Annotated in this window: 9 protein-coding genes and 1 tRNA gene; 5 read left to right on the top strand and 5 right to left on the bottom strand. The window is 65.8% G+C overall.

Annotated elements, in window-relative coordinates; genetic code table 11:
* Positions 1-30 precede the first annotated feature (30 nt).
* The 3 genes from asd to NR810_RS26275 form a co-directional block, all read right to left on the bottom strand.
* Complete coding sequence (gene asd / locus NR810_RS26265) at positions 31-1,119, bottom strand: aspartate-semialdehyde dehydrogenase (protein ID WP_257456304.1); 1,089 nt, start codon at positions 1,117-1,119, stop codon at positions 31-33.
* Between the two features lie 103 nt (positions 1,120-1,222).
* Positions 1,223-1,576 (bottom strand): rhodanese-like domain-containing protein, encoded by a 354-nt coding sequence (locus NR810_RS26270; RefSeq protein ID WP_326522519.1) that lies wholly within the window; start codon positions 1,574-1,576, stop codon positions 1,223-1,225.
* A 92-nt stretch (positions 1,577-1,668) separates the two neighbouring features.
* Complete coding sequence (locus NR810_RS26275; protein WP_257456308.1) at positions 1,669-2,823, bottom strand: acyl-CoA dehydrogenase family protein; 1,155 nt, start codon at positions 2,821-2,823, stop codon at positions 1,669-1,671.
* A gap of 134 nt (positions 2,824-2,957) precedes the next feature.
* On the opposite strand from NR810_RS26275, the gene NR810_RS26280 reads away from it, so the two are divergent.
* The 3 genes from NR810_RS26280 to NR810_RS26290 all read left to right on the top strand — a co-directional run bounded on the left by NR810_RS26280 (position 2,958) and on the right by NR810_RS26290 (position 5,407).
* Positions 2,958-3,029: transfer RNA gene (locus tag NR810_RS26280), tRNA-Cys, on the top strand.
* Positions 3,030-3,099: 70 nt separating this feature from the next.
* Positions 3,100-4,710 (top strand): M20/M25/M40 family metallo-hydrolase, encoded by a 1,611-nt coding sequence (locus tag NR810_RS26285; RefSeq protein ID WP_257456310.1) that lies wholly within the window; start codon positions 3,100-3,102, stop codon positions 4,708-4,710.
* Between the two features lie 91 nt (positions 4,711-4,801).
* Positions 4,802-5,407, top strand: coding sequence for a Uma2 family endonuclease (locus NR810_RS26290; protein ID WP_407653837.1), 606 nt, complete (start codon positions 4,802-4,804; stop codon positions 5,405-5,407).
* A 33-nt stretch (positions 5,408-5,440) separates the two neighbouring features.
* On the opposite strand, the gene NR810_RS26295 is transcribed toward NR810_RS26290, so the two are convergent.
* Positions 5,441-6,223, bottom strand: a complete 783-nt coding sequence (locus tag NR810_RS26295) for a class I SAM-dependent methyltransferase (protein ID WP_257456312.1) — start codon at positions 6,221-6,223, stop codon at positions 5,441-5,443.
* Positions 6,224-6,316: 93 nt separating this feature from the next.
* Positions 6,317-7,573 (bottom strand): FAD-dependent monooxygenase, encoded by a 1,257-nt coding sequence (locus NR810_RS26300; protein WP_257456313.1) that lies wholly within the window; start codon positions 7,571-7,573, stop codon positions 6,317-6,319.
* Positions 7,574-8,934: 1,361 nt separating this feature from the next.
* On the opposite strand from NR810_RS26300, the gene NR810_RS26305 reads away from it, so the two are divergent.
* Both NR810_RS26305 and NR810_RS26310 read left to right on the top strand, forming a co-directional pair.
* Positions 8,935-19,443, top strand: coding sequence for a SpvB/TcaC N-terminal domain-containing protein (locus NR810_RS26305; RefSeq protein WP_257456314.1), 10,509 nt, complete (start codon positions 8,935-8,937; stop codon positions 19,441-19,443).
* The gene (locus NR810_RS26310; RefSeq protein WP_257456316.1) at positions 19,440-19,799 is read left to right on the top strand and encodes a hypothetical protein; all 360 of its coding nucleotides are present in this window, start codon (positions 19,440-19,442) and stop codon (positions 19,797-19,799) included. Before NR810_RS26305 ends, NR810_RS26310 begins: the two co-directional genes overlap by 4 nt.
* The last annotated feature ends 312 nt before the right edge of the window (positions 19,800-20,111 follow it).

Genomic DNA, 20,111 nt, shown 5'->3' on the forward strand with positions numbered 1-20,111 from the left:
CTCCCAAATTGAGCACCTACCCCCGCCTACTCACCCCAGGAGCCCCTGGGCACGCATCAGTTCGGCTACCAGGATGGCTCCCTTGGCCGCTCCCATCTTCGTGTTGTGCGAGACGAGCATGTACTTGAAGCCGTTCTCCAGCACGGCGTCCTCGCGCACGCGGCCCACCGTGGTGGCCATACCCCCGTGGGTGTCCCGGTCCAGGCGCGGCTGCGGGCGGAACGGCTCGTCGAGGACCTCGATCCACCGCGGAGGGGCCGACGGGAGGTCGCGCGACTGCTCGGCGCCCCGCCACTCGCGCATCGCCGCCACCACCTCCTGCACGGAGGCCTTGCGGGCGAGCGACACGAAGACGGACTCGGTGTGGCCCTCCATCACCGCCACGCGGGTGCAGGTGCAGGACACCCGGACGTCGTGCGGCGAGATGGCGGCGCCCCCGGCGTCCAGCACGCCGAGGATCTTCTTCGTCTCCACCTGGACCTTCTCCTCCTCCTTGGGGATGTAGGGGATGACGTTGTCCAGGATGTCCAGGCCGATGACGCCCGGCGAGCGGCCCGCGCCGGACATGGCCTGCATCGAGGTCATCAGCACCGACTTGATGCCGAAGCGCTCGTGCAGCGGGGCCAGGGTGATGGCCAGGCCCGTGGTGGTGCAGTTGGGGATGGGGACGATGAAGCCCTTCCAGCCGCGGCGCTTCTGCTGCTCGCGCACCAGCGGGGAGTGGGCGGCGTTCACCGGGGGAATGAGCAGCGGCACGTCCGCCTCGTAGCGGAAGGCGCTGGCCGCGGAGAACACGGGGATGTCCCGGGCGAGCCTCGGCTCCATGTCCTTGGCCACGTCCGACTCCACCGCCGAGAAGGCGATGTCGTAGTCCTTGGCCTGCACTTCCTCACCGCTCACCACTTTCATCTTCGCGATCGACTCCGGCAGGGCCTCGGGGACGAACCAGGCGGTCATCCCGTTGGCGGTGCGGAGCGCCTCGACGTAGGCCTTGCCCGCCGAGCGCGGCGAGGCCGCCAGTCCGGTGAGCTCGATGTAGGGGTGATCCTTCAGCGCGGCGATGAACTGCTGACCGGCGAGTCCGGTAGCGCCGATGAGGACGGCACGAAGCTTGGCCATGATTTCAGACTCCCTCTCCTGGGGGTCGCGGGGTGTGAAGCGCCGCGTCTTTACACCCTTTGGCGCCGGACTTCACGCCCGCAGGCGCGGGAGCCCGTCCGGTTCAACACAGGCTCACCGAGGCCTCCACCGAATGGCTCTCAGTCGGCAGTCCAGTGGTGATCCATCCCTGGAGGCCTCCCTCCAGGCAGACGGCGTTGCGGCCCCGGAGCTGCAGCAGGCGGCAGGCCCGGCGCGCGTCGGAACCATCCTCGGCGCACCCATACACGACGATGAGCTCGTCATCGGGGAGCACCTCCGCCTCCCGGAGGATCTCCTCGAAGGGCATCCACAGGGCGCCAGGGATGTGGAGTCCGTAGCGGACCCAGTCATCGGGATCACGACAGTCGAGGACGAGGACCTCTTCGTCCCCGAGCCGCACGTAGAGCTCGGTACAGGGCATACGGGGATCCAACACCCGGGACCTCCTGCTGCGGTGTCTTCAGGGACAACCGGGAGCTTCCGGAGGCCCTTCCCATGAGCCCGCCTGCCCGCCCTGGACATGGGCCGCTAGAGCCCGAGTTGCTTGGCGATGATCTCGTTCATGATCTCACTGGTGCCTCCGCCAATGGGCCCCAGGCGCGCGTCCCGCCAATGTCGCTGGATGTCGTACTCCATCATGTAGCCCGCGCCGCCGTGGAGCTGGAGGCACGCGTCGGCGACCCGGCAGGCCGTCTCGGTGGCCACCTTCTTGGCCATGGACGTCTGGGCGATGGCGAACTCGCCCCCCACGTGCAGACGCAGCGCGTGGTAGGTGAGCTGGCGCGCCGACTCGAACTCGGTGGCCAGCTCGGCGATGCGGTGGCGCACCACCTGGAACTCGTTGAGCGAGTGGCCGAAGGCCCGCCGCTCGCGCACGTGGGCCATCACCACCTCGAGCATCTCCTCCATGGCGCCCACGGCCCCCAGGGCGAGTGACAGACGCTCCCACTGGAAGTTGCCCATGATCTGATAGAAGCCCTGCCCCGCGGTCCCACCGAGCAGGTTGGCCACGGGCACCCGACAGTCCTCGAGGAAGAGCTCGGCGGTATCCGAGGCGCGCCAGCCGAGCTTCTTCAGCTTCCGTCCCACCGAGAAGCCGGGAGTGCCCTTCTCCACCACCAGCAGGGACAGGCCCTTGTGCCCGGCCTCCGGGGTCGTCTTCACCGCCAGGACGAGGAAGTCCGCCCGGACGCCATTGGTGATGTAGGTCTTCGAGCCGTTGACGACGTAGTGGTCCCCGTCGAGGCGGGCGGTGGTGCGAAGACCGGCCACGTCGGAGCCGGCGTTGGGCTCGGTGATGCCGAAGGCACCGATCTTCTCCCCTCGGATGGCCGGGACGAGGAAGCGCCGCTTCTGGTCCTCGGTGCCGTATTTGTGGAGGGGCCCGGTGGCGATGGTGTGCTGGGCCGAGAGGCTCGCCGCGACGCCACCCGAGCCACAGCGCCCCATCTCCTCGAGCAGCACCGCCTCGTAGAGCTCGCCGGCGTTGGACCCCCCGTACTCCTCGGGGTACTTGAGGCCGAAGAAGCCCAGCTCGGCGAAGCGGGTGTAGAGCTCCCGGGGGAACTCCTCCTTCTCCTCCCACTCCCGGGCGAAGGGCTTCAGCTCCTTCTCGACGACCGCCCGGACGGTGCGGCGGAAGGCCTCGTGCTCCTCCTGGTACAGCCCGTATCCATGCAGCATCGTGACGTCCCTCCAGTGGCAGGACCGCTCGCCCGCGATGCTACCGGGCTACCGGACAGGGATGTGCTCAACCCCCCTTCTACTGTCTTGACCGGGCTGTTCCGGGTTCATATAAGGCCGTACACGGTTGTCGCGGCGCCATAGCCAAGTGGTAAGGCAAAGGTCTGCAAAACCTTCATTCCCCGGTTCGAATCCGGGTGGCGCCTCAAGATGGGCCCGATGTGGACTCCGGTTCACATCGGGCCTTCGTGTTTCCGGGCCCCGAGCCGGGACGCGATGCGCCTTGCCGCTCCCGGAAGGCTGGGAGGATGCTCCCCCGCCCCTCCTTCCTGGAGTCCCTGCCTGAGCACCCCCTCCTCGCGTCGACTGGCCTCCGCCCTCCTCTCCCTCACCCTGCTTGGCACGCCGGCCCTGGCACAAGCGCCGAAGTCCGCGGCGAAGGGCCCGGATACCTCGCGTGCCGAGGCCTCGCGCCTGGCCTCCGCCTTCCTCGGGGACACGCCGCTGCTGAGCGACCTCCAGTCCCTCGTGGACGAGGTGGGCGGCCGGGCCACGGGCTCGCCCTCGAACCTGCGCTCCGTGGACTGGGCGCTCGCGCGCTTCCGCGAGGCCGGAGTGGAGGCGCGCAAGGAGCCCTTCCAGATGCCGGGCCTGTGGCTGGAGCGCTCGGCGTCCGCCTCCGTGCGAGGGACGGGCGTGGGCTTCTCGCCGCGCATCGCGGCCATGCCCTTCTCCACCGCGACGCCCAAGGGGGGCATGACGGCGCCGCTGCTCGATGCCGGCACGGGTTCGGAGAAGGACTTCCAGTCGCTCGGGGAGAAGGCGAAGGGCGCGTTCCTGCTCGTCGACCAGCCGGAGCTGAAGAACGTGGACGACCTGTTCCGCGAGTACGCCGAGTCCACCGGGATCGAACAGCGGGCCTTCGCCTCGGGCGCGGCGGGCGTGGTGTACGTGGGCTCGAGGCCCAACAACACGCTCTACCGGCACAACGTGTCGGTGGGGATGCGCAACACGCGGCCCATGATGGTGATGGAGCGAGACGGGGCGCTGCGAGCCCAGCGCCTGCTGCGGGCGGGCAAGACGCTGACGCTCACGGCGGACATCGACATCCAGTCGGGGCCGGCCTACGAGAGCTACAACGTCATCGGGGAGATCCGCGGGAGCACGCGCCCGGACGAGGTGGTGGTGCTCGGCGCGCACCTGGACTCGTGGGATCTGGGCACGGGCGCGCTGGACAATGGAGCCAACGTGTCGATGCTCATCGACGTGGCGCGGCAGATGAAGCGGCTGGGCATCAAGCCGGCGCGCACCATCCGCTTCGCGCTGTGGAACGGCGAGGAGCAGGGCATGCACGGCTCGGCGGGCTACGTGAAGTCGCACGAGGCGGAGCTGGACAAGCACGTGATGGCGGCCTCCTTCGACATCGGCTGCGGGCGCATCAACGGCTTCTTCACGGGTGGCCGCCCCGAGCTGCCGCCGCTGGTGGACCGGGCGCTCGAGCCGGTGAAGGGACTGGGCCCCTTCACGCAGGTGGACGCGCCGATCGTGGGCACGGACAACTTCGACTTCATGCTGCACGGGGTTGCCAATCTGGTGGCCAACCAGGAGCCGGCGCTGTACGGGCCGAACTACCACGCGCGTTCGGATGAGATGGACAAGTGCGATCCGCAGCAGTTGCGGCTCAACGCGGCCATCACGGGGGCGCTGGCGTACGGCTTCGCGCAGATGGACGCGAAGCTGCCGCGTCAGTCGCGCGCCCAGCTGGAGGATCTGATGCGCACCACGGACCTGGGCCAGCAGATGAAGAACTTCAACGTGTGGGAGGACTGGACCACCGGGAAGCGCGGGCGGAAGGGCGGCGCTGTCACGGGCACCGAGACCCGCTGATGATCTCCACGACCATTCGGGCAGTCAGTGGCTGACTGACCCGATGGACTCGGGATTGCACGACGCTGGGGGCATGCTGAAATCTGCACTCATGGCCCCTCGCCGCCCCGAAGATCCCGAGTCCGCCGAGCGAAACGCCCCGTCCGTGGAGGCGGCCTTCCAGGCGGCTCCACCAGAGATGGTGGCGGAGATTCTCAGCGGCGAGCTGCACCTCAGCCCTCGCCCGGCCCGGCCGCACACCAACGCGGCGACGGGCCTGGGCGCCATCCTCACCATGCCCTTCAAGTTCGGCAGAGGAGGTCCGGGTGGGTGGGTCATCCTCTTCGAGCCAGAGCTCCACCTCGGCTCCCGACCGGACAAGCTCGTACCGGATATCGCCGGCTGGCGGCGCGAGCGCCTGCCTCAGGCCATCGGAGGGGACAACGCCCCGGCGCACTACGACCTCGCCCCGGACTGGGTCTGCGAGGTCCTCTCCGAACGCACCCGGCGCATCGACAAGGTCCAGAAGATGCGCATCTACGCCCGGGAAGGCGTGCGGAGCGTGTGGCACGTGGACCCGGTCGCCCGCACGCTCGACATCTTCCGGCTCGAGGGCAGCCACTGGCTGCTCGTCGATTCCTTCGCCGGAGACGAGCGCGTCCGCGCCGAGCCGTTCGATGCAATCGAGCTCGAGCTGGCGCTCGTCTGGTCCGAGTAGAGGAGCGGCATGAAGGACTCGCCCCCCGTGTGCTCAGGCCGCTACCGCGCTCACGAGCAGATACTCCGCCTCCAGCCGGACGGGCCCGCCATCGGGCGATGCCATGCGCTCGAGGGCCGCGAACATCTCCCTGGCGCGCTCCCCCACCATGTGTCCCAGTGCCACGTGGACGGGGGAGTGCTTCTCGAGGAACGCCGTCATCCGAGCGGGTGAATCGAAGTGCCAGGGCAACGCGCGCTGCTGGACCTCGACGCGGGTGAAGCCCTCGGCCAGCCAGGAGCGCACCTGGGCTTCCCTGCCCCAGGCGAGTGGGTCTGGTCCTTCCGTGGGCGAGGGCGGCAGGAAGGGGCGCAGGGCGTCATTCATCCGCGCCATGACGCCATCACTCGTCCAGGCCGTCAGCGCGAGCACGCCTCCGGGCACGAGCACCCGGCGCAACTGGGCCAGGGCCACTTCCGGCCTTGGCACGAAGATGACTCCGAAGGCGGAGAGGGCCACGTCGAAACCGCTATCGGGCAGGGGCAACTCCTCGGCGTTGGCCTCGAGCCATTCCACTCGCGGCCCCGTCCGCTCCCGTCCGAGCTGCACCATCCGGGGAGACAGGTCGCACGCCGTCACCCGCGCGCCCCGCTCGGCGGCGAGCCAGGCCGCGTTGCCCGTGCCGGCGGCCACGTCGAGCACCCGCCGCCCCGCGACCGGCTCCACCCGCTCGAGCAGGGCTTGTGAGGCGGGCATGAGTCGTCCGGCCAATCCCGTGTAGTCCCCGAGACCCCACATCTGCCGGGTCCCCTCCGTGCGCGCATCAGTCGTTCCCATGCGCGTAACTGTATACGGAGTTGCATCTGGAATTCATTCGCCCCGAAGCCTTCAAGTGCTTGGGACAATGCACGGGCGGGGGCTCCGGCCGCACTACTGCGCGACGATGTCGATCATCTTCGCCTTGAAGTCCTTGTCGCGCATCACTTTCTTGACGATCGGGCCCGTCAGGCGATTGCTCATGAGGCGGATGCTCATCGCGCGAAAGACTCGCTGCGGCTCGTTGGCCGGGGTGAAGAACGCTCTCGCTTTCAGCGAGTCGCGCTGCATGTCCTCGACGAACGGGCGCAGCTTCTCCTCCCACCGGGTCAGCGCGCGTTCCATGTCGTCTGGATGCTTCTCCAGCATGTCACCCAGGAGCTCACCCCCGGCCAGACCGGTCGACACGCCCATCCCTGAATACAGGGTCAAGCACCACGCGGAATCGCCCACCAGCACGACCCGCCCCTTGTGCCAGCTCGGCATGCGGACATGGTTGGTCGAGTCGAACAGATATTCATCCGCGGTCTCGAACTCATGGAGCAGATGGCTCAGCACCGACCCCGCCTTTTCCGGTCCGTACGCCTTGCGCAGCGACTCGATGGGACGGCCGCGGAACTGCGCGGCCACGTCATCGACGCGGTAGGAGAAGAGCAAGGTGGGGTTGTGATTCGCGAAGGGAAATACCCACGCCGACCTTCCCGCCTCGGCCAGGACCAGTCCTTCGTGCGTGGCGTAGCCCTGCACGGGGTTGCGCAGGACGCAGGCGGCGATCATGTAGCTCAGCGGGTGCAGGAAGTTCTCGTGCGGACCAAAGACGAGCTGACGGACGGTCGAGCGCATGCCATCAGCGCCCACCACGAGGTCGAAGCGCTCGGTCGTGCTCGTGCCGCTCTTCGTGTGGGTCAGCGTGACGTCGGCCCCATGCGCGCCCTGCTCGATCCGGGTGGGAACCGTCGCGAAGCGGACCTCCATGTCCTTCGGCAACGCGGAGAACAAGGAGTCCTCCACGTCGCCGCGCAGCAGCGGGAGCGGCGCGCCGGGAGCGTCCACGAAGGACATGCCCTTGAACCGATGATTGTCCCGGTCGATCTCGTAGGTCGTCATCAGAGGGGAATTGCGATCGACCAGGGTGTCCAGCACCCCGAGACGCCGAGCGGACGCCTGGCCGGTACCGAACAGGCCGATGAAGTAGCCCCCCTTGCGGCGCTCGGGTGCCCGCTCGATGAGCACGGGCTCCCAGCCGAGCTTGTGAAGCCGGATGGCCGTGGCGATGCCACTGATGCCGAGTCCAACCACCAGAACGCGGCGACGAGGTGTCGTGGAGTTCGTCATGATGCCTGGACGGTAAAGAGCGGCGACCCCCGTCACCAGAGCGTGGATTGTGCGGGAAATCGGCTTGGATTGGGGCTGGACCCAGGGGCCCTTCAGCCTCCTGTGCGGCATGGGTGACGTCGGCGTAGCCCACCTGGCTCGCGATACTCTCCATGCTGTCCCCCGTTTCCAGGGCAAGGGGTTGTTGACATGGTGGGGGCTCTGGGACCTCAGTTCCCCATCCACCTCGCCTTCTGGCTGCACCGCCTCTCCACCGGCCCGCTGCACAGCCCGAGCGGCACCCGTCAGCGGCCCTCCTCCGCCCCTCTCCACCTGCTCTCCACCCTCAACACAACCCCTATCCGTCTTAACACCCGAGTAGCGCAGGGGAACCGGGCGGCATCCCACTGCACCAGGACGGATACGCTTCGGAGAGTGATGGCGTTGACCTCCCGTTGCACCAACTCCCCCTCGGCACGTCTCCGAGCGTGGACGGGGAGTCGTGCTGACATCAAAATGTAATCACCGGCACACGGCTCGAATACCATCCGGGGTATTGGAGAGATCCAAGTAGGCCCGGCACTCGGCATCGCTCTCGCACCCTGCGAAGGTGCACCGCCCCTCGTGACACACCTCGAAGGCTGTCGCATCACACTCGGTGTCGTTCGAGCATCCCACGAAGCACGTACCATTCGCGCAGCGGCCGCGAGGATCTCCCAGCACGAAGCTGCATTCGCGATCCGAGCTGCACCCGGAAGGCACACAAGCCCCCGCTGTGCAGACATGAAGCCGCGGACAGTTTTCATTCGTCTTGCACGGCGCCTTGCAAGCCCCCTCGACACAACGAGTCCCCTCACCGAGGCAGTCCCCACTATCCCGGCACTCCACGCACTGGCTCGTCACACAATAGGGCGACGAGGATGACGGACAGTCCGCATTCGCGGAGCACCCGGGCCCTCTGTCCACGCACAGCTCATCCACGCATGCGCGATTACACTGACAGAGCCTGCGATAGGCATCACAGTCGCTCGGATTGGCCTGACAGGCCGCCTTATAAATGTCGCAGCCCGAGGCGGGGACGAAATCGGCGCAACATCCCGCATCATCACCACACTCGACCCGGTAACACGCCTTACCAGTCACGCTCAGATGTGGGCTGCCGGGAACGCAGATCTCGTTGATGCAAGCGAGCCCGGTTTCACAATCGTTGCGAGCGCGGCAGCTCTCGCCTGCCGTACCGCGTTGGAACGGAGTGTCGCTCGGAGTGTCACTCGAGCAACCCATCATCAGGCCGCTCAGCATGAATCCAAGGATGACGATGGGCGACACGGTAGTCCCCAGGCGCACGATCTCCTCCCTTGACAGCGTGGAACCAAATTTGAAATCAACGCTTAATGCTTAACTTCTTGGGAGTCGAGATGTCCATTCCCCCAAATGGAATTCTCGCATCACTCAAAATCTTCACCACCGCGGCACTGATGCTGGTGGCTTCCGTGTCTTGCCAGGGCAGTGAGGACTCCCTTCCCACTGGACAGTCGGGAGAGAGCACTGCGCGTCGGCTCCCCCCCCGGAAGCTGGAAGCCAGCACGGACCCTGGAGCCTGGGCGCTCTTCGATCGCGACACCGCCATCGGCTGGAGACCCCCCGCCAACGAGGGGCACGCGAATGTGACGGCCTCGTTGGACGGAAACGAGGAAGTCGCCGCACTCAAGGTGTTCGGCCCGAGCCCCTACCGTCTCTCGGTGCTTGACTCCCTGGGCCAGCGCGTCTCGGGCCCTCACGAACTGAAGGCCCTGGCGAACGGATGGACGACGTTCCCACTGCAGATGCCGCAGCGGATGTCGCGCATCACCCTGAGGTTCGAGCCCACGAACGAGAGCGGAGCGGTGGTGCCCGAGGTGGAATTCTGGGGCACTTCGGCGGTGCTGCCGCTCGCGTGGGAGCCGACCATGGCGCCCGACGACGAGGTGCTCCCTGCGGGGCTCGCCGACGTGTTGCCCACGACACCTGAAGCCCAAAGTCTCAGCCGCGAGCCGGCTAGCGGCGTCTCCGGCTGCGCCACGTTCTCGTTCGAGCTCGCGCGCCATCCCGGTGCATACCGGCGTGCCTGGCTGCGTTATCACACCGAGGGAGTGTTCCGCCCACTGGTCCTGACACGCGTCATCAATGGGGGGCCGGTAACGCGCGGCTTCTGGGTGCCGCCCGCCACCGACGCCTCGGGAGTACAGAGCACATTCGTCCATCCCATTGATGCCGAGCTCCTGCGCTTTGGGCGCAACCAGGTTGAGTTCTGCCTGCCCAGCGAGGCCCACGGCACGGTCAAGCTCGATGGGGTCGAGCTCGTGGCTGAGCTGGAGCACGGCAGCAACGTCATCGAGTCCATTTCCATCGCACCCTTCGATGCCATTCCCACGCAAGGTGCGATGGCTCTGCTTCGCGAGGGCGGAGGAGCCGTGCCAGTCGCGGCAGGCCAGGAGCTCGTCGTCGCCTTCGAGCGGTTGATCTCCCCGGATGTGGTGCACATCGCGGCGGGGGCGGGGGTGACCTGGTCTCTGCGCTGCGTGGACACTGGCGCGGTAGCGCATGACCTGCCGGCCTCGCTCGTCGCGGACACCACGGGCATGACCACGTATGCCATCAGCGATGCGGGCAGTGCGCGCTGTGCCGGACTCCGGTTGCGCCCCTCGGCGGATACCTCCGTCACTCGCCTGCGTGTGTTTGGCTCGGGCGCGGCTCGCCGCATCGACTTCCCAAGCATCATGCTCGCGTCGGCCCGCGAGCACTTCGGTCACGAAGCCTGGGTGGATGGTTGGGCTCGAGCGCCTGGACAGACGAGTGGCGGCGTGCGCGTGAGCATCGACGGCCGGGAGACCGACACCACCACGGGCGTGTTCGCCTCCATACTCCGGCGCACCACCAAACCCGATGAGCAGTGGCCGGTGACCATTACCGCCCGCCTGGCCGATGGCAGCACCTTCACGCGTCAGTTCGTGCTCGACCACGACGCAGGCCTCATGCCGGGTGCCACCTCCCGGGGCCCTGTGCTCGACGACGGCCTCACCCAGGAGGAGCGCCGCACCCGCTATGGAGAGGTGGGGCAGAGCGCCGAGGCCGAAGTCTCACCAGGCCAGGCGAAGCGCATCGAGCTCGGCACCCGTGTCTCGGTCGAGATTCCAGCGACCGCCATGAAAGGCCGCAAGCGTGTGTCGCTCAAGCAGCTCGACGCCGCCCAGCTCCCGCCACTGGATCCCGGCCTCATCAATGTCACCGCGCCCTTCCGGCGCGCCTACGAATTCCAGCCGCACGGCGAAAACTTCGATGACGCCCTGAAGGTCTCGCTGCCCTACCAGCCTACGCTGCTGCCACCGGGCTATGTGCCCGAGGACATCCAGACCTTCTACTATGACGAGACCTTGAAGCGTTGGGAGCCACTCGCCCGCGCCGGGGTGGTGCGAGAGCGGGAAGTGGTCGAGAGCCTCACCGACCATTTCACCATCATGATCAACGCGCTCGTGGTGACACCCGAGCACCCGCAGCTCGCCTCGTTCGATCCCAACCGTCTCAAGGGCATCAAGGCGGCCACCCCTGCCGCAGGCATCCAGCTCATCCAACCACCGCAGGCGAGCTCCAGCGGTGATGCGGTGCTGAGCTACCCGCTGGAGCTTCCCCCTGGTCGCCTCGGCGTCCAGCCCTCGTTGGCACTGGGTTACAACTCCGCGCGTGGTAACGGCTGGATGGGGCTCGGCTGGGACATCGGCCTGTCGGCCATCGAGGCCGAGACCCGTTGGGGTGTTCCCCGCTACGACGCCGCACTCGAGACCGAGACCTACCTCCTCGATGGCGCCCAGCTCTCCCCCACCGCGCACCGGAGCCAGCCACGCCCGCGCGCCACGGGCGCCACGGTGTTCCACCCCCGCATCGAGGGCTCGTTCCAGCGCATCATTCGTCATGGCAACGGCCCCAGCCGTTATTGGTGGGAGGTCACCGACCGCAAGGGCACGCGCTACTTCTACGGCGGTACGCCCGAGACCGGCAGGCAGTCCGCCGCCTGCCTGATGGACGATGCCGGCAATGTCTTCCGCTGGGCTCTGCGTGAGATCCGCGACACGCACGGCAACCGCGTGCGCTTCGACTACGACACGGTCACATGGAGCGCGCCGGGGCAGGTGCCCGGCCGAGACCTCTACCTGTCCTCGGCGCACTACACCCTGCGCGTGGGCGAGGACACGGCACCGTACCGCGTGGTCTTCCTGCGCGAGCTCGGCCGACCGGATCTGATCGTGAGCGGTCGCGGTGGCTTCAAGCAGGTCACCAGCGAGCGCCTGAGCCGTATCGAGGTCCACTACCGACAGACGCTCGTGCGCGCCTGGCAGCTCGAGTACGACCCGGGGCCCTTTGGGAAGAGCCGGCTGAAGACGCTCACCCAGTTCGGCGTGAACAACCGGCCATTCCCCGGCAACGTGCACGCCTTCGAGTACTTCGATGAAGTCACCGAGACAGGCAGCGTCTACCGCGGCTTCGAGCCGGAGAGACTGTGGAACGCGGGTGCGGAGAAACCCGATGTCGGGCTCGCGCTGCCGGACGGGTTCTACAACTCCATCGGAGAGGCCGACCCCAGCGCCCTCGGCGGCTCGCGGACGCGGTCGTTCGGAGGCCACCTGTACGTCGGTGTCGGCTTCGGCATGACCAAGAACATCTCGGTTGGCGCCAAGGTCGGCCGACGGTCCGACGATACCAAGGGCGGAGTCGCCCTCGCAGACATCGATGGTGACGGCCTGGCCGACCGCGTGTTCCGTAGCGCGAGCGGTGGTTTCTTCTTCAACCGCAACCAGTCCGGGCCCATTGGCCTCCCGGGCTTCGCAGCCTCGGCCCTCCCCGTCGAGGGGCTTCCCGCGCTCTCTCATGAGCGCTCGATCATGCGCTTGTCCGTTGGCCCCGAGGTGTACTTCACGCCGGGCCAATTCCACGCGAACCTGGCCTTCTCATCCGCCGAACAGGACACCTACCTGTCCGACGTCAATGCCGACGGTCTGGTGGACCTGGTGCAAGGATCCACGGTTTACTTCAATTGGCGGCGAGCGGATGGCCTGCCCCGGTTCGTTCCTGGAGACAGCAGTGGCACTCCGGTGCGTATCGGCGCGAGTGTCGTCGCTCCCGGCGCGCTGCCCACATCATTCGAGGACCCCAAGTTCGAAGCCGAGCTCGACCGCCATGCTCCTCCCGTGGATGTGGTCCGGAGCTGGCAGGCCCCCTACCCTGGACGAGTGCGCGTCTCTGGCACGGTGCGGCTGAGCCAGGCCCAGCGCTCTGGCGGGGATGGTCTCCGGGCGTCCATCGAGCACGAGGGCTCGCAGCTCTGGACGCATGTCTTCAAGGCCACCGAGACCCAGGCTCAGAATCCCAGCGTGGAGGTCGATGTCGCCGCTGGCGAGCGCATCCTCTTCCGGCTCCATGCACTGGAGAACGAGTGGGACGATCGGGTGCAGTGGAGCCCGATCATCGAATACCTGGGGGTCACTCCGGGTAAGGACGAGAACCTCCTCGACATCCACCGCTTCGACGCCACGGCGGAGTTCGCGCTCGCCGGGCGCGCCGGCACGGGGATGAATGTCCCCTATGCCGGTACCCTGCAGGTGTCGGGCCGGCTCACCAAGCTGCGCGAGACGTCCGATGACGTCGCCGTCATGCTCATGGTCGACGGCAAACCGGCTTTCACGCAGGTACTCCCCGCCTCGTCCCGAAGCACCCTCGACCTCGATCGGACGATCACGGTCCAGGCTCGGAGTTTCGTCTCGCTTCGTATCCACTCGGACTCACCCATCGATCTGACAGCGCTGGCCTTCGAGCCCATCAGCAGCACGGACGGTAGCGTCAAGCACGGCCCGTGGATCCGCTACACGAGTGCACGAGACGAGGACGGCCGGGCCCTGCCCGTCGTGGATCACCAAGGGAAGCCGATCTTCGACATTCCCCTGGTCTACGACATGACCGCGTATTCGCGGCGCACGCCGGAGAGCCTGGCTCCCTCCTTCGTACCATCGATCAGCCGGACCATTCCCGTCGCGGCGAAAATCGAGGCGGACGGTACGACCTTCAAGGGCACGGTCACCTTCACCGCGAAGAGCCAGGGACGCCTGCTCGGTAAAAAGCAGGTCACCATCGATGATGACGATAGCTATACGGTGACCCTGGATGTGCCGGTGGAGGCCGATGAGCCGGTCTTCTTCTCCTTCTCCGTGAGTACCCCGGAGCTGTTCGACGCCATCCGGACGTCGGTCTTCAGCGGCCTCACTCCCCTCCCGTTCATCCGCTACGGCGTGGCGCAACCGGGCCGGCTCTCGCACGGCTATCGTGGCTGGTCCTACGGTGGTTACAACGGTGGCGAGGAGCGGGGAGATCAGCCCATTCCGCCCGGCGAGCTCGACAAGCCGCCCGCCTTCGACGGCAGCGAGACGATCAATGAACAAACGGCCCCCGACATGGGCCGCCGGTTCTCCCAGGAAGGCATGCAATCGTTCCCGTTCCTGCCCTTGCCCGACACGATGCCCTGCCGCTACACCGTGGAGGATCCCTTCGAGTGCAGCCCGGTGCGAGGTGGGCACTGGCAGGGTCCTCATGAGCTCATCTATGTGACCGCGACCGAGATGTCGACCAGCCGGCTCGGAGGTCCATTGATGCGGCTCCCGAAGCCAGCCCAGGTCGCCGGGGCCGCAGCCGTGCCCCGTATTTCCCGCTCGAACAACACGGCCCTGGGTGGCGGCGCCGGTCCCGCCTCCTTCTCTCAATCCAACGGGGAGTCGCTCGGCCTGCTCGACTTCGTCGACATGAACGGCGACGGCTTCCCCGACGTGGTGTCGCCGGGGCGCATCCAGTACACGTCCCCTCTGGGAAGCCTCGCCGAGCTGCGTGATGTGCCGAGCCGCGAGCTGCGAATCACCAGCACCGAGAGCTCAACGTTTGGCATTGGCGGCAACATCTCCAGTGCAATCGCCACCGCGCGCGGCCTGATGGGTGGCGGTGCCGAGAAAACCGGTGGCGGTTCCGCGAGCACCCAGCAGATGCAGCCGGTCGGTTTCTCCCTGAGCCTGGGCGCCAGCAAGGGTGACGCCTCGTCCGAGGCCGACCTCATGGACGTCAACGGCGACGGCCTTCCCGACCGGGTGTGGAAGGGGGCTGGGACGCTGGAGGTGGCGCTCAATCTAGGCTACCGGTTCGCGGCTCGCGAACCCTGGGGCCAGGCGGTCATCCACGAGGGTGTCACCCAGGAAAAGAACGCCGGAGCCTCCTTCAGCTTCAACGATGGCATCTACGGCTTCGGTGGAGGCATCAACGGAAGCAACAGCCAGTCCGGTAGCGGCTCCCGCGGGGGCTCCTGGTGTGGTGGCTCCCTGCTCGATGTCAACGGCGATGGTTTGCTCGATTGCGCCGAGCAGGCGGGCGATGGGCTGCGGGTGTGGTTCAACCAGGGCCATCGCATCACCGCAGCCCCGGTGAGCTGGCGAGGTGGCATTGGCGGCAAGGACATCACCGAGAACCAGTCGACCACCCTGGGAGGCGGTGCCTATTTCACCATCAGCATTCCTATTCTCGCTGTCAGCCTCATCATCAACCCGGGCGCGGACTTTGGCGAATCGGTCGGTCGGCCCACGGTTTCCATCCAGGACATCGACGGCGACGGGCATCCTGATCAACTCGTTTCCGACAACCCTCACGAGATCAAGGTGGCGCGCAACCGCACGGGCCGCACCGACCTCCTGCGCCACGTGAAGCGTCCGCTCGGAGCGGAGTTCTGGCTCGACTACGCGCGCACCGGCAACACCCAGGACATGCCGCAGAGCCGCTGGGCCTTGAGCGAGGTCAAGGTCTACGACGGCCAGGCAGACTCGGCTGAGCTCGGACAGGTCACCGACTACTCGCTGCAGCGCATTCGTTATGAGGGGGGGCGCTACGACCGGTACGAGCGTGAGTTCTACGGCTTCGCCCGGGTCGAGGTCGACACGCTGGATACCCGCGGCTGGAATGGCGTCTCGTCCGCGAGCACGCTGCCGGTCTACCGCCGCCAGGAGCTCGAGTTCCGCAACCACGGCTATCACGAGCGCGGTCTCCTGGCAGCGTCGAGGACGAAGGGCGGTGATGGCTCCATCTTCGAGCGCACCACCTACCAGTACGAGCTTCGTGACATCGAGAGCGGCCAGGTGCTGACGCCCGAGCAGGCGGCGCGCACCGAGGCGGTCTTCCCGGCGCAGGTGGAGGAGCACCACTACCAGCACGAGGGAGCTCCCGACGCGTTCATCCACACCTTCACCACCCAGGACTACGACACCTACGGCAACGTCATCGCACTTCATGACGCGGGCGGGCCAGGCTCGAGTGACGATTATCAGGCGGAGATCCAATACACAGGCAGGCTCTCTACCTGCCGCGCACACCACATCGTGGGCGTGGCGGACCGCATCATCGTGCGGGACGCGGCTGGCACGCTCCTGCGCAAGCGGGAGGCCAGCGTGGACTGTGCCAGTGGCACGGGCAACGTGCGCCAGATCCGCGTGTCCCTCGACAGCAACACGGTCGCATCCACGGAGCTCGCCTACGACACCGATGGCAACCTGAAGAGCGTCATCGCGCCGCCCAACCACAACGGCCAGCGCTATGAGCTCCGCTATACCTATGACGACGAAGTGCGGACCCACGTGGTTCGCATCGATGACAGCTTTGGCTACTACTCCACGGCCGGGTACGACCTGCGCTTCGGTGCGCCCGAGAGCGAGATCGACATCAATGGGAACCCAGTACTCACCACATACGACGACTTCGGACGCATCGCTCGTGTCCTTGGTCCGTATGAAATAGAGCGCGGGCTCGACTACACCATCCGTTTCACGTACCGGCCCGATGCCGTGGTGCCCTACGCCACCACCGCGAACATGGATGTATTCCGCAATGTGGCCGACCCGATCGAGACGGTGACCTTCGTGGATGGCCTCGGCCGGGACATCCAGACGAAAAAGGATGCCACCCTGCACCGCGGGGTCGATGCCGCGGCCCAGGACGCCATGATCGTGTCGGGCCGCACGCACCTCGATCCGTGGGGCCGGGTGGTCGCGCGGTGGTATCCAACCGAGGAGCCCAAGAGCGCGGCACGCAATCTGACGTTCACCCGGCCCGTGGACACCAGCGCGCCGCCCACGCGCGTCACCTACGACCTGCTCGACCGCGAGCTCCAGATCGTGGCGCCCGATGACGCGCGGACTCAGAAGTCCTATGCGCTGGCACCAGCGCTCTCGGGTGGAGGCCTGTGGGCGCTTACCACCACGCTCGACGCTGAGAACAACCGCCGCGATGCGTTGCGTGATGCGCGCGAGAACATCCGCGCCGTGGTCGAGTACCTCGACGGACGGGGGATCACCACACGCTACGAGTACGATCCGCTCAAGCAGATCCGGCGCGTGCTCGACGCGGCCGGCAATCTCACGCGGTCGGAGTACGACTTGGCCGGTCGGCGAACCAACGTGATCCATCCCGACAGTGGGCACACTCAGTTGACCTACGACGCAGCGGGCAATGTCATCCGGCGAATCACAGCCAACCTGCGGCGTGAAGGTGGAGCGATTGAATACCGGTACGACTTCACGCACCTGATCGGGATCCGCTATCCGCACTACCAGGACAACGACGTGACCTATGCCTGGGGCGGGGCCTCACTGCGTGGTCAAGGTGGGAATCGCGTGGGCCGTATCGTGCGCGTAGACGACAACAGTGGCTTCGAGGAGCGGCGTTACGGCGCACTCGGTGAGACGGTCTACGAGCGTCGCAGCATCGACAGCCACACCATGGGCAACAGTTCCAATAGCCCAGAGATCTACGTGACGCGGTATCTCTACGACACCTGGGGACGGCTTCAGCAGATGGTCTACCCGGATACCGAGGTGCTCACGTATGCGTACGACTCGGGTGGGCAGATCCGTGCGGCCGAAAGCGTGAAGCTGGGAGTGCATTTCCCGTACGTGACTCGGCTGGAGTACGATCGGTTCGATCAGCGCGAGTTCCTTCAGACCGGAAACGGCATCCGCACGCACTACGACTACGATGCGCGCAGCCGGCGGCTCTCCACTCTGGCAGCCGGAGAGTTCCAACGTTTCACGTATAAATTTGACAAGGTTGGCAACATCACCAGCCTGGTCAACGACGTCCAACATGCGCGACCAAACGAGTACGGCGGACGGGTCGAGCAGAGCTTCGTCTACGATGATCTGTACCGGCTGACCAACGCGACCGGCACATGGTTCCAGCCCCCGGGGAAGCGCAACGAGTACTCGTACGCGCTGCAGTACAACGATATCCACAACATCAGGTCCAAGAACCAGCAGCACTGGATCCGCAATCGCAGTGACAGCAAGCCCATTCCGCAGCACAAGACCACCTATGCGTGGAATTACGATTACGGATCCGCCAAGCCGCATGCGGCGACGCACATTGGCGACCGAACGTTCTTCTATGATGACAACGGGAACCAGACGGGCTGGGACGATGATCGCAATGGGCAGCGGCGAACGATCGTCTGGGACGAGGAGAATCGCGTCCGATCGATCTCCGATAATGGGCGGACCACGCGCTTCGTGTATGACGATGGTGGAGACCGGATCATCAAGACGGGCGCGCAAGGCGAGACCGTCTATGTGAATGACAAGTGGACCGTGCGGAACCGGTCCGTGGGGACCAAGCACGTCTATGTCGGCACGACGCGCATTGCCTCCAAGCTCTCACCAGGTGATGCGCACGTGCGGCCAGATGAGCATGACCTGGTCTCCATGATGCTCGGAAAGTGGTGGGAGCATCGCTCGGCAAACGGCCACCAGAATGGCCGCAACGTGGAGAAGAATCCACATTACGAAGTGCCGAGCGAGATGCCGGATGATGGAATGCCAGATACAAACTTCCTGTATTTCTATCATCCCGATCATATCGGCAGTACGAGCTACGTGACCGATGTGGACGGAGAGCTGTATGAGCACATGCAGTACTTCCCGTCCGGTGAGCCATGGGTGGATCAGAGGTCAAACACCGAGCGACTGCCGTTTCTGTTCAGCGGCAAGGAACTCGATCAGGAGACCGGGCTCTCTTATTTCGGAGCACGCTACTACGACCCACGAACCGGGCTCTGGGCGAGTGCTGACCCAGCAGCGACGAGTTATCTCGATGGGGCTGGTGTTGGTGGTGTGTATAGCCCGATCAACCTGGCGACTTACACATACACGGCACATAACCCACTCAGATTCGTGGACCCGGATGGCCGCTCCTGGCTGGATTGGGTTCAAGGCTCGCTGGATGTCGCGTCTATCGCCCTGGATGCCACTGGAGTTGGAGCTGCGGTAAGTTGGGTTCCTGATGTCATCAACGCCGGAATCTCCGCTGGCCGGGGAGATCTGGTAGGGGCAGGAATGTCATTGGGGGCAGCACTCCCCGGTGTGGGTAACGCCGCAAATGTCGCCCGTCTCGCAAGGCAGGGAGTCAAGGCCGCAGATGCGGCCACGACAGTCGTAACGACTGCGAAAGCGGCCGATAACGTCATTGATGCCGCAAAGACGGGACCCGGGAAATTTACTGTTGGGGCTTATGATGACATCAGAGGCACAGTCCCAGGCATGGATGCTCACCATGTGGGCCAGAAGGCGGTGATGGGTGACCTCATACCTGGGTACGATCCTGGAAAGGCTCCCGCGATCCTGGTTCCCAAGATCGGCCATACGATCAGAGGACCAAACGGGATCATTTCCAGGAGTACGGAGGGCTTTAGCAACGCCAGGCAGGTCGTAGCGCGCGACATCATGGAACTGCGTCGAGTCTACCCCGATATTCCAAAAAGCGCGCTGCGGGAGATAATTGACATGAACAAGAGCATGTATCCAGGAGCCATGACGAAGCAATGACCCCACAAGACTTCGTGAATCAGGTTCGAGCATCAATCATCGATGAAAACGTTGCGACCTACCGCACGCTTTTGGAAACGACACCGATCAAGAGCGCATCCGATCCTTATTGGCGCTCGCTGATTGGGCTGAATGAGCGACTCTCAGAAGGAGAGAGGAAAATCCTGTATGATGTGATGCGGCAGGTTGCTGTTGACGCCGTGTCGAGCCTGTTCGCTGTGATTGACGGGTCGGTCCGTATGGATGGTCAGACAGAGGATGTAGAGCTTGTGGGAGCCAAGAGCCGGCAGCGATTGAACGGTTCGCTGCAGGATCTGCTCCTACAGCTAGAAGAACGCGATTCGGCGAAGCGGTAGGTCGGCGAAGCGCTGTGCTGGATAATGGAGTGAGCTCGGGAGCGAGCCACCGGAAGGAGCTCAGAGGTGGCTTGCCGACGGGATCGCTGCATCAAGCGCCACCCTCTCTCCTCCCCTGCTTGGGGGACGCTTCGGCTGAGTCACCGAAGAAGCGCGTGTGGACGAACCAGCCGGAGATGCCACAGGCGAGGGCGTAGAAGCCGCGGGACTCGTCTTGCTCCAGTGTGAGCCGGCACTCCTCGCCGAGCGCCTCGTCCCGGACCCACCCGGCGCGCCGACGTGGCTCTGCGGCGGGCGAGGGAGTCGCTCATT

The sequence above is a fragment of the Archangium lipolyticum genome, from assembly GCF_024623785.1.
GTDB lineage: Bacteria > Myxococcota > Myxococcia > Myxococcales > Myxococcaceae > Archangium > Archangium lipolyticum.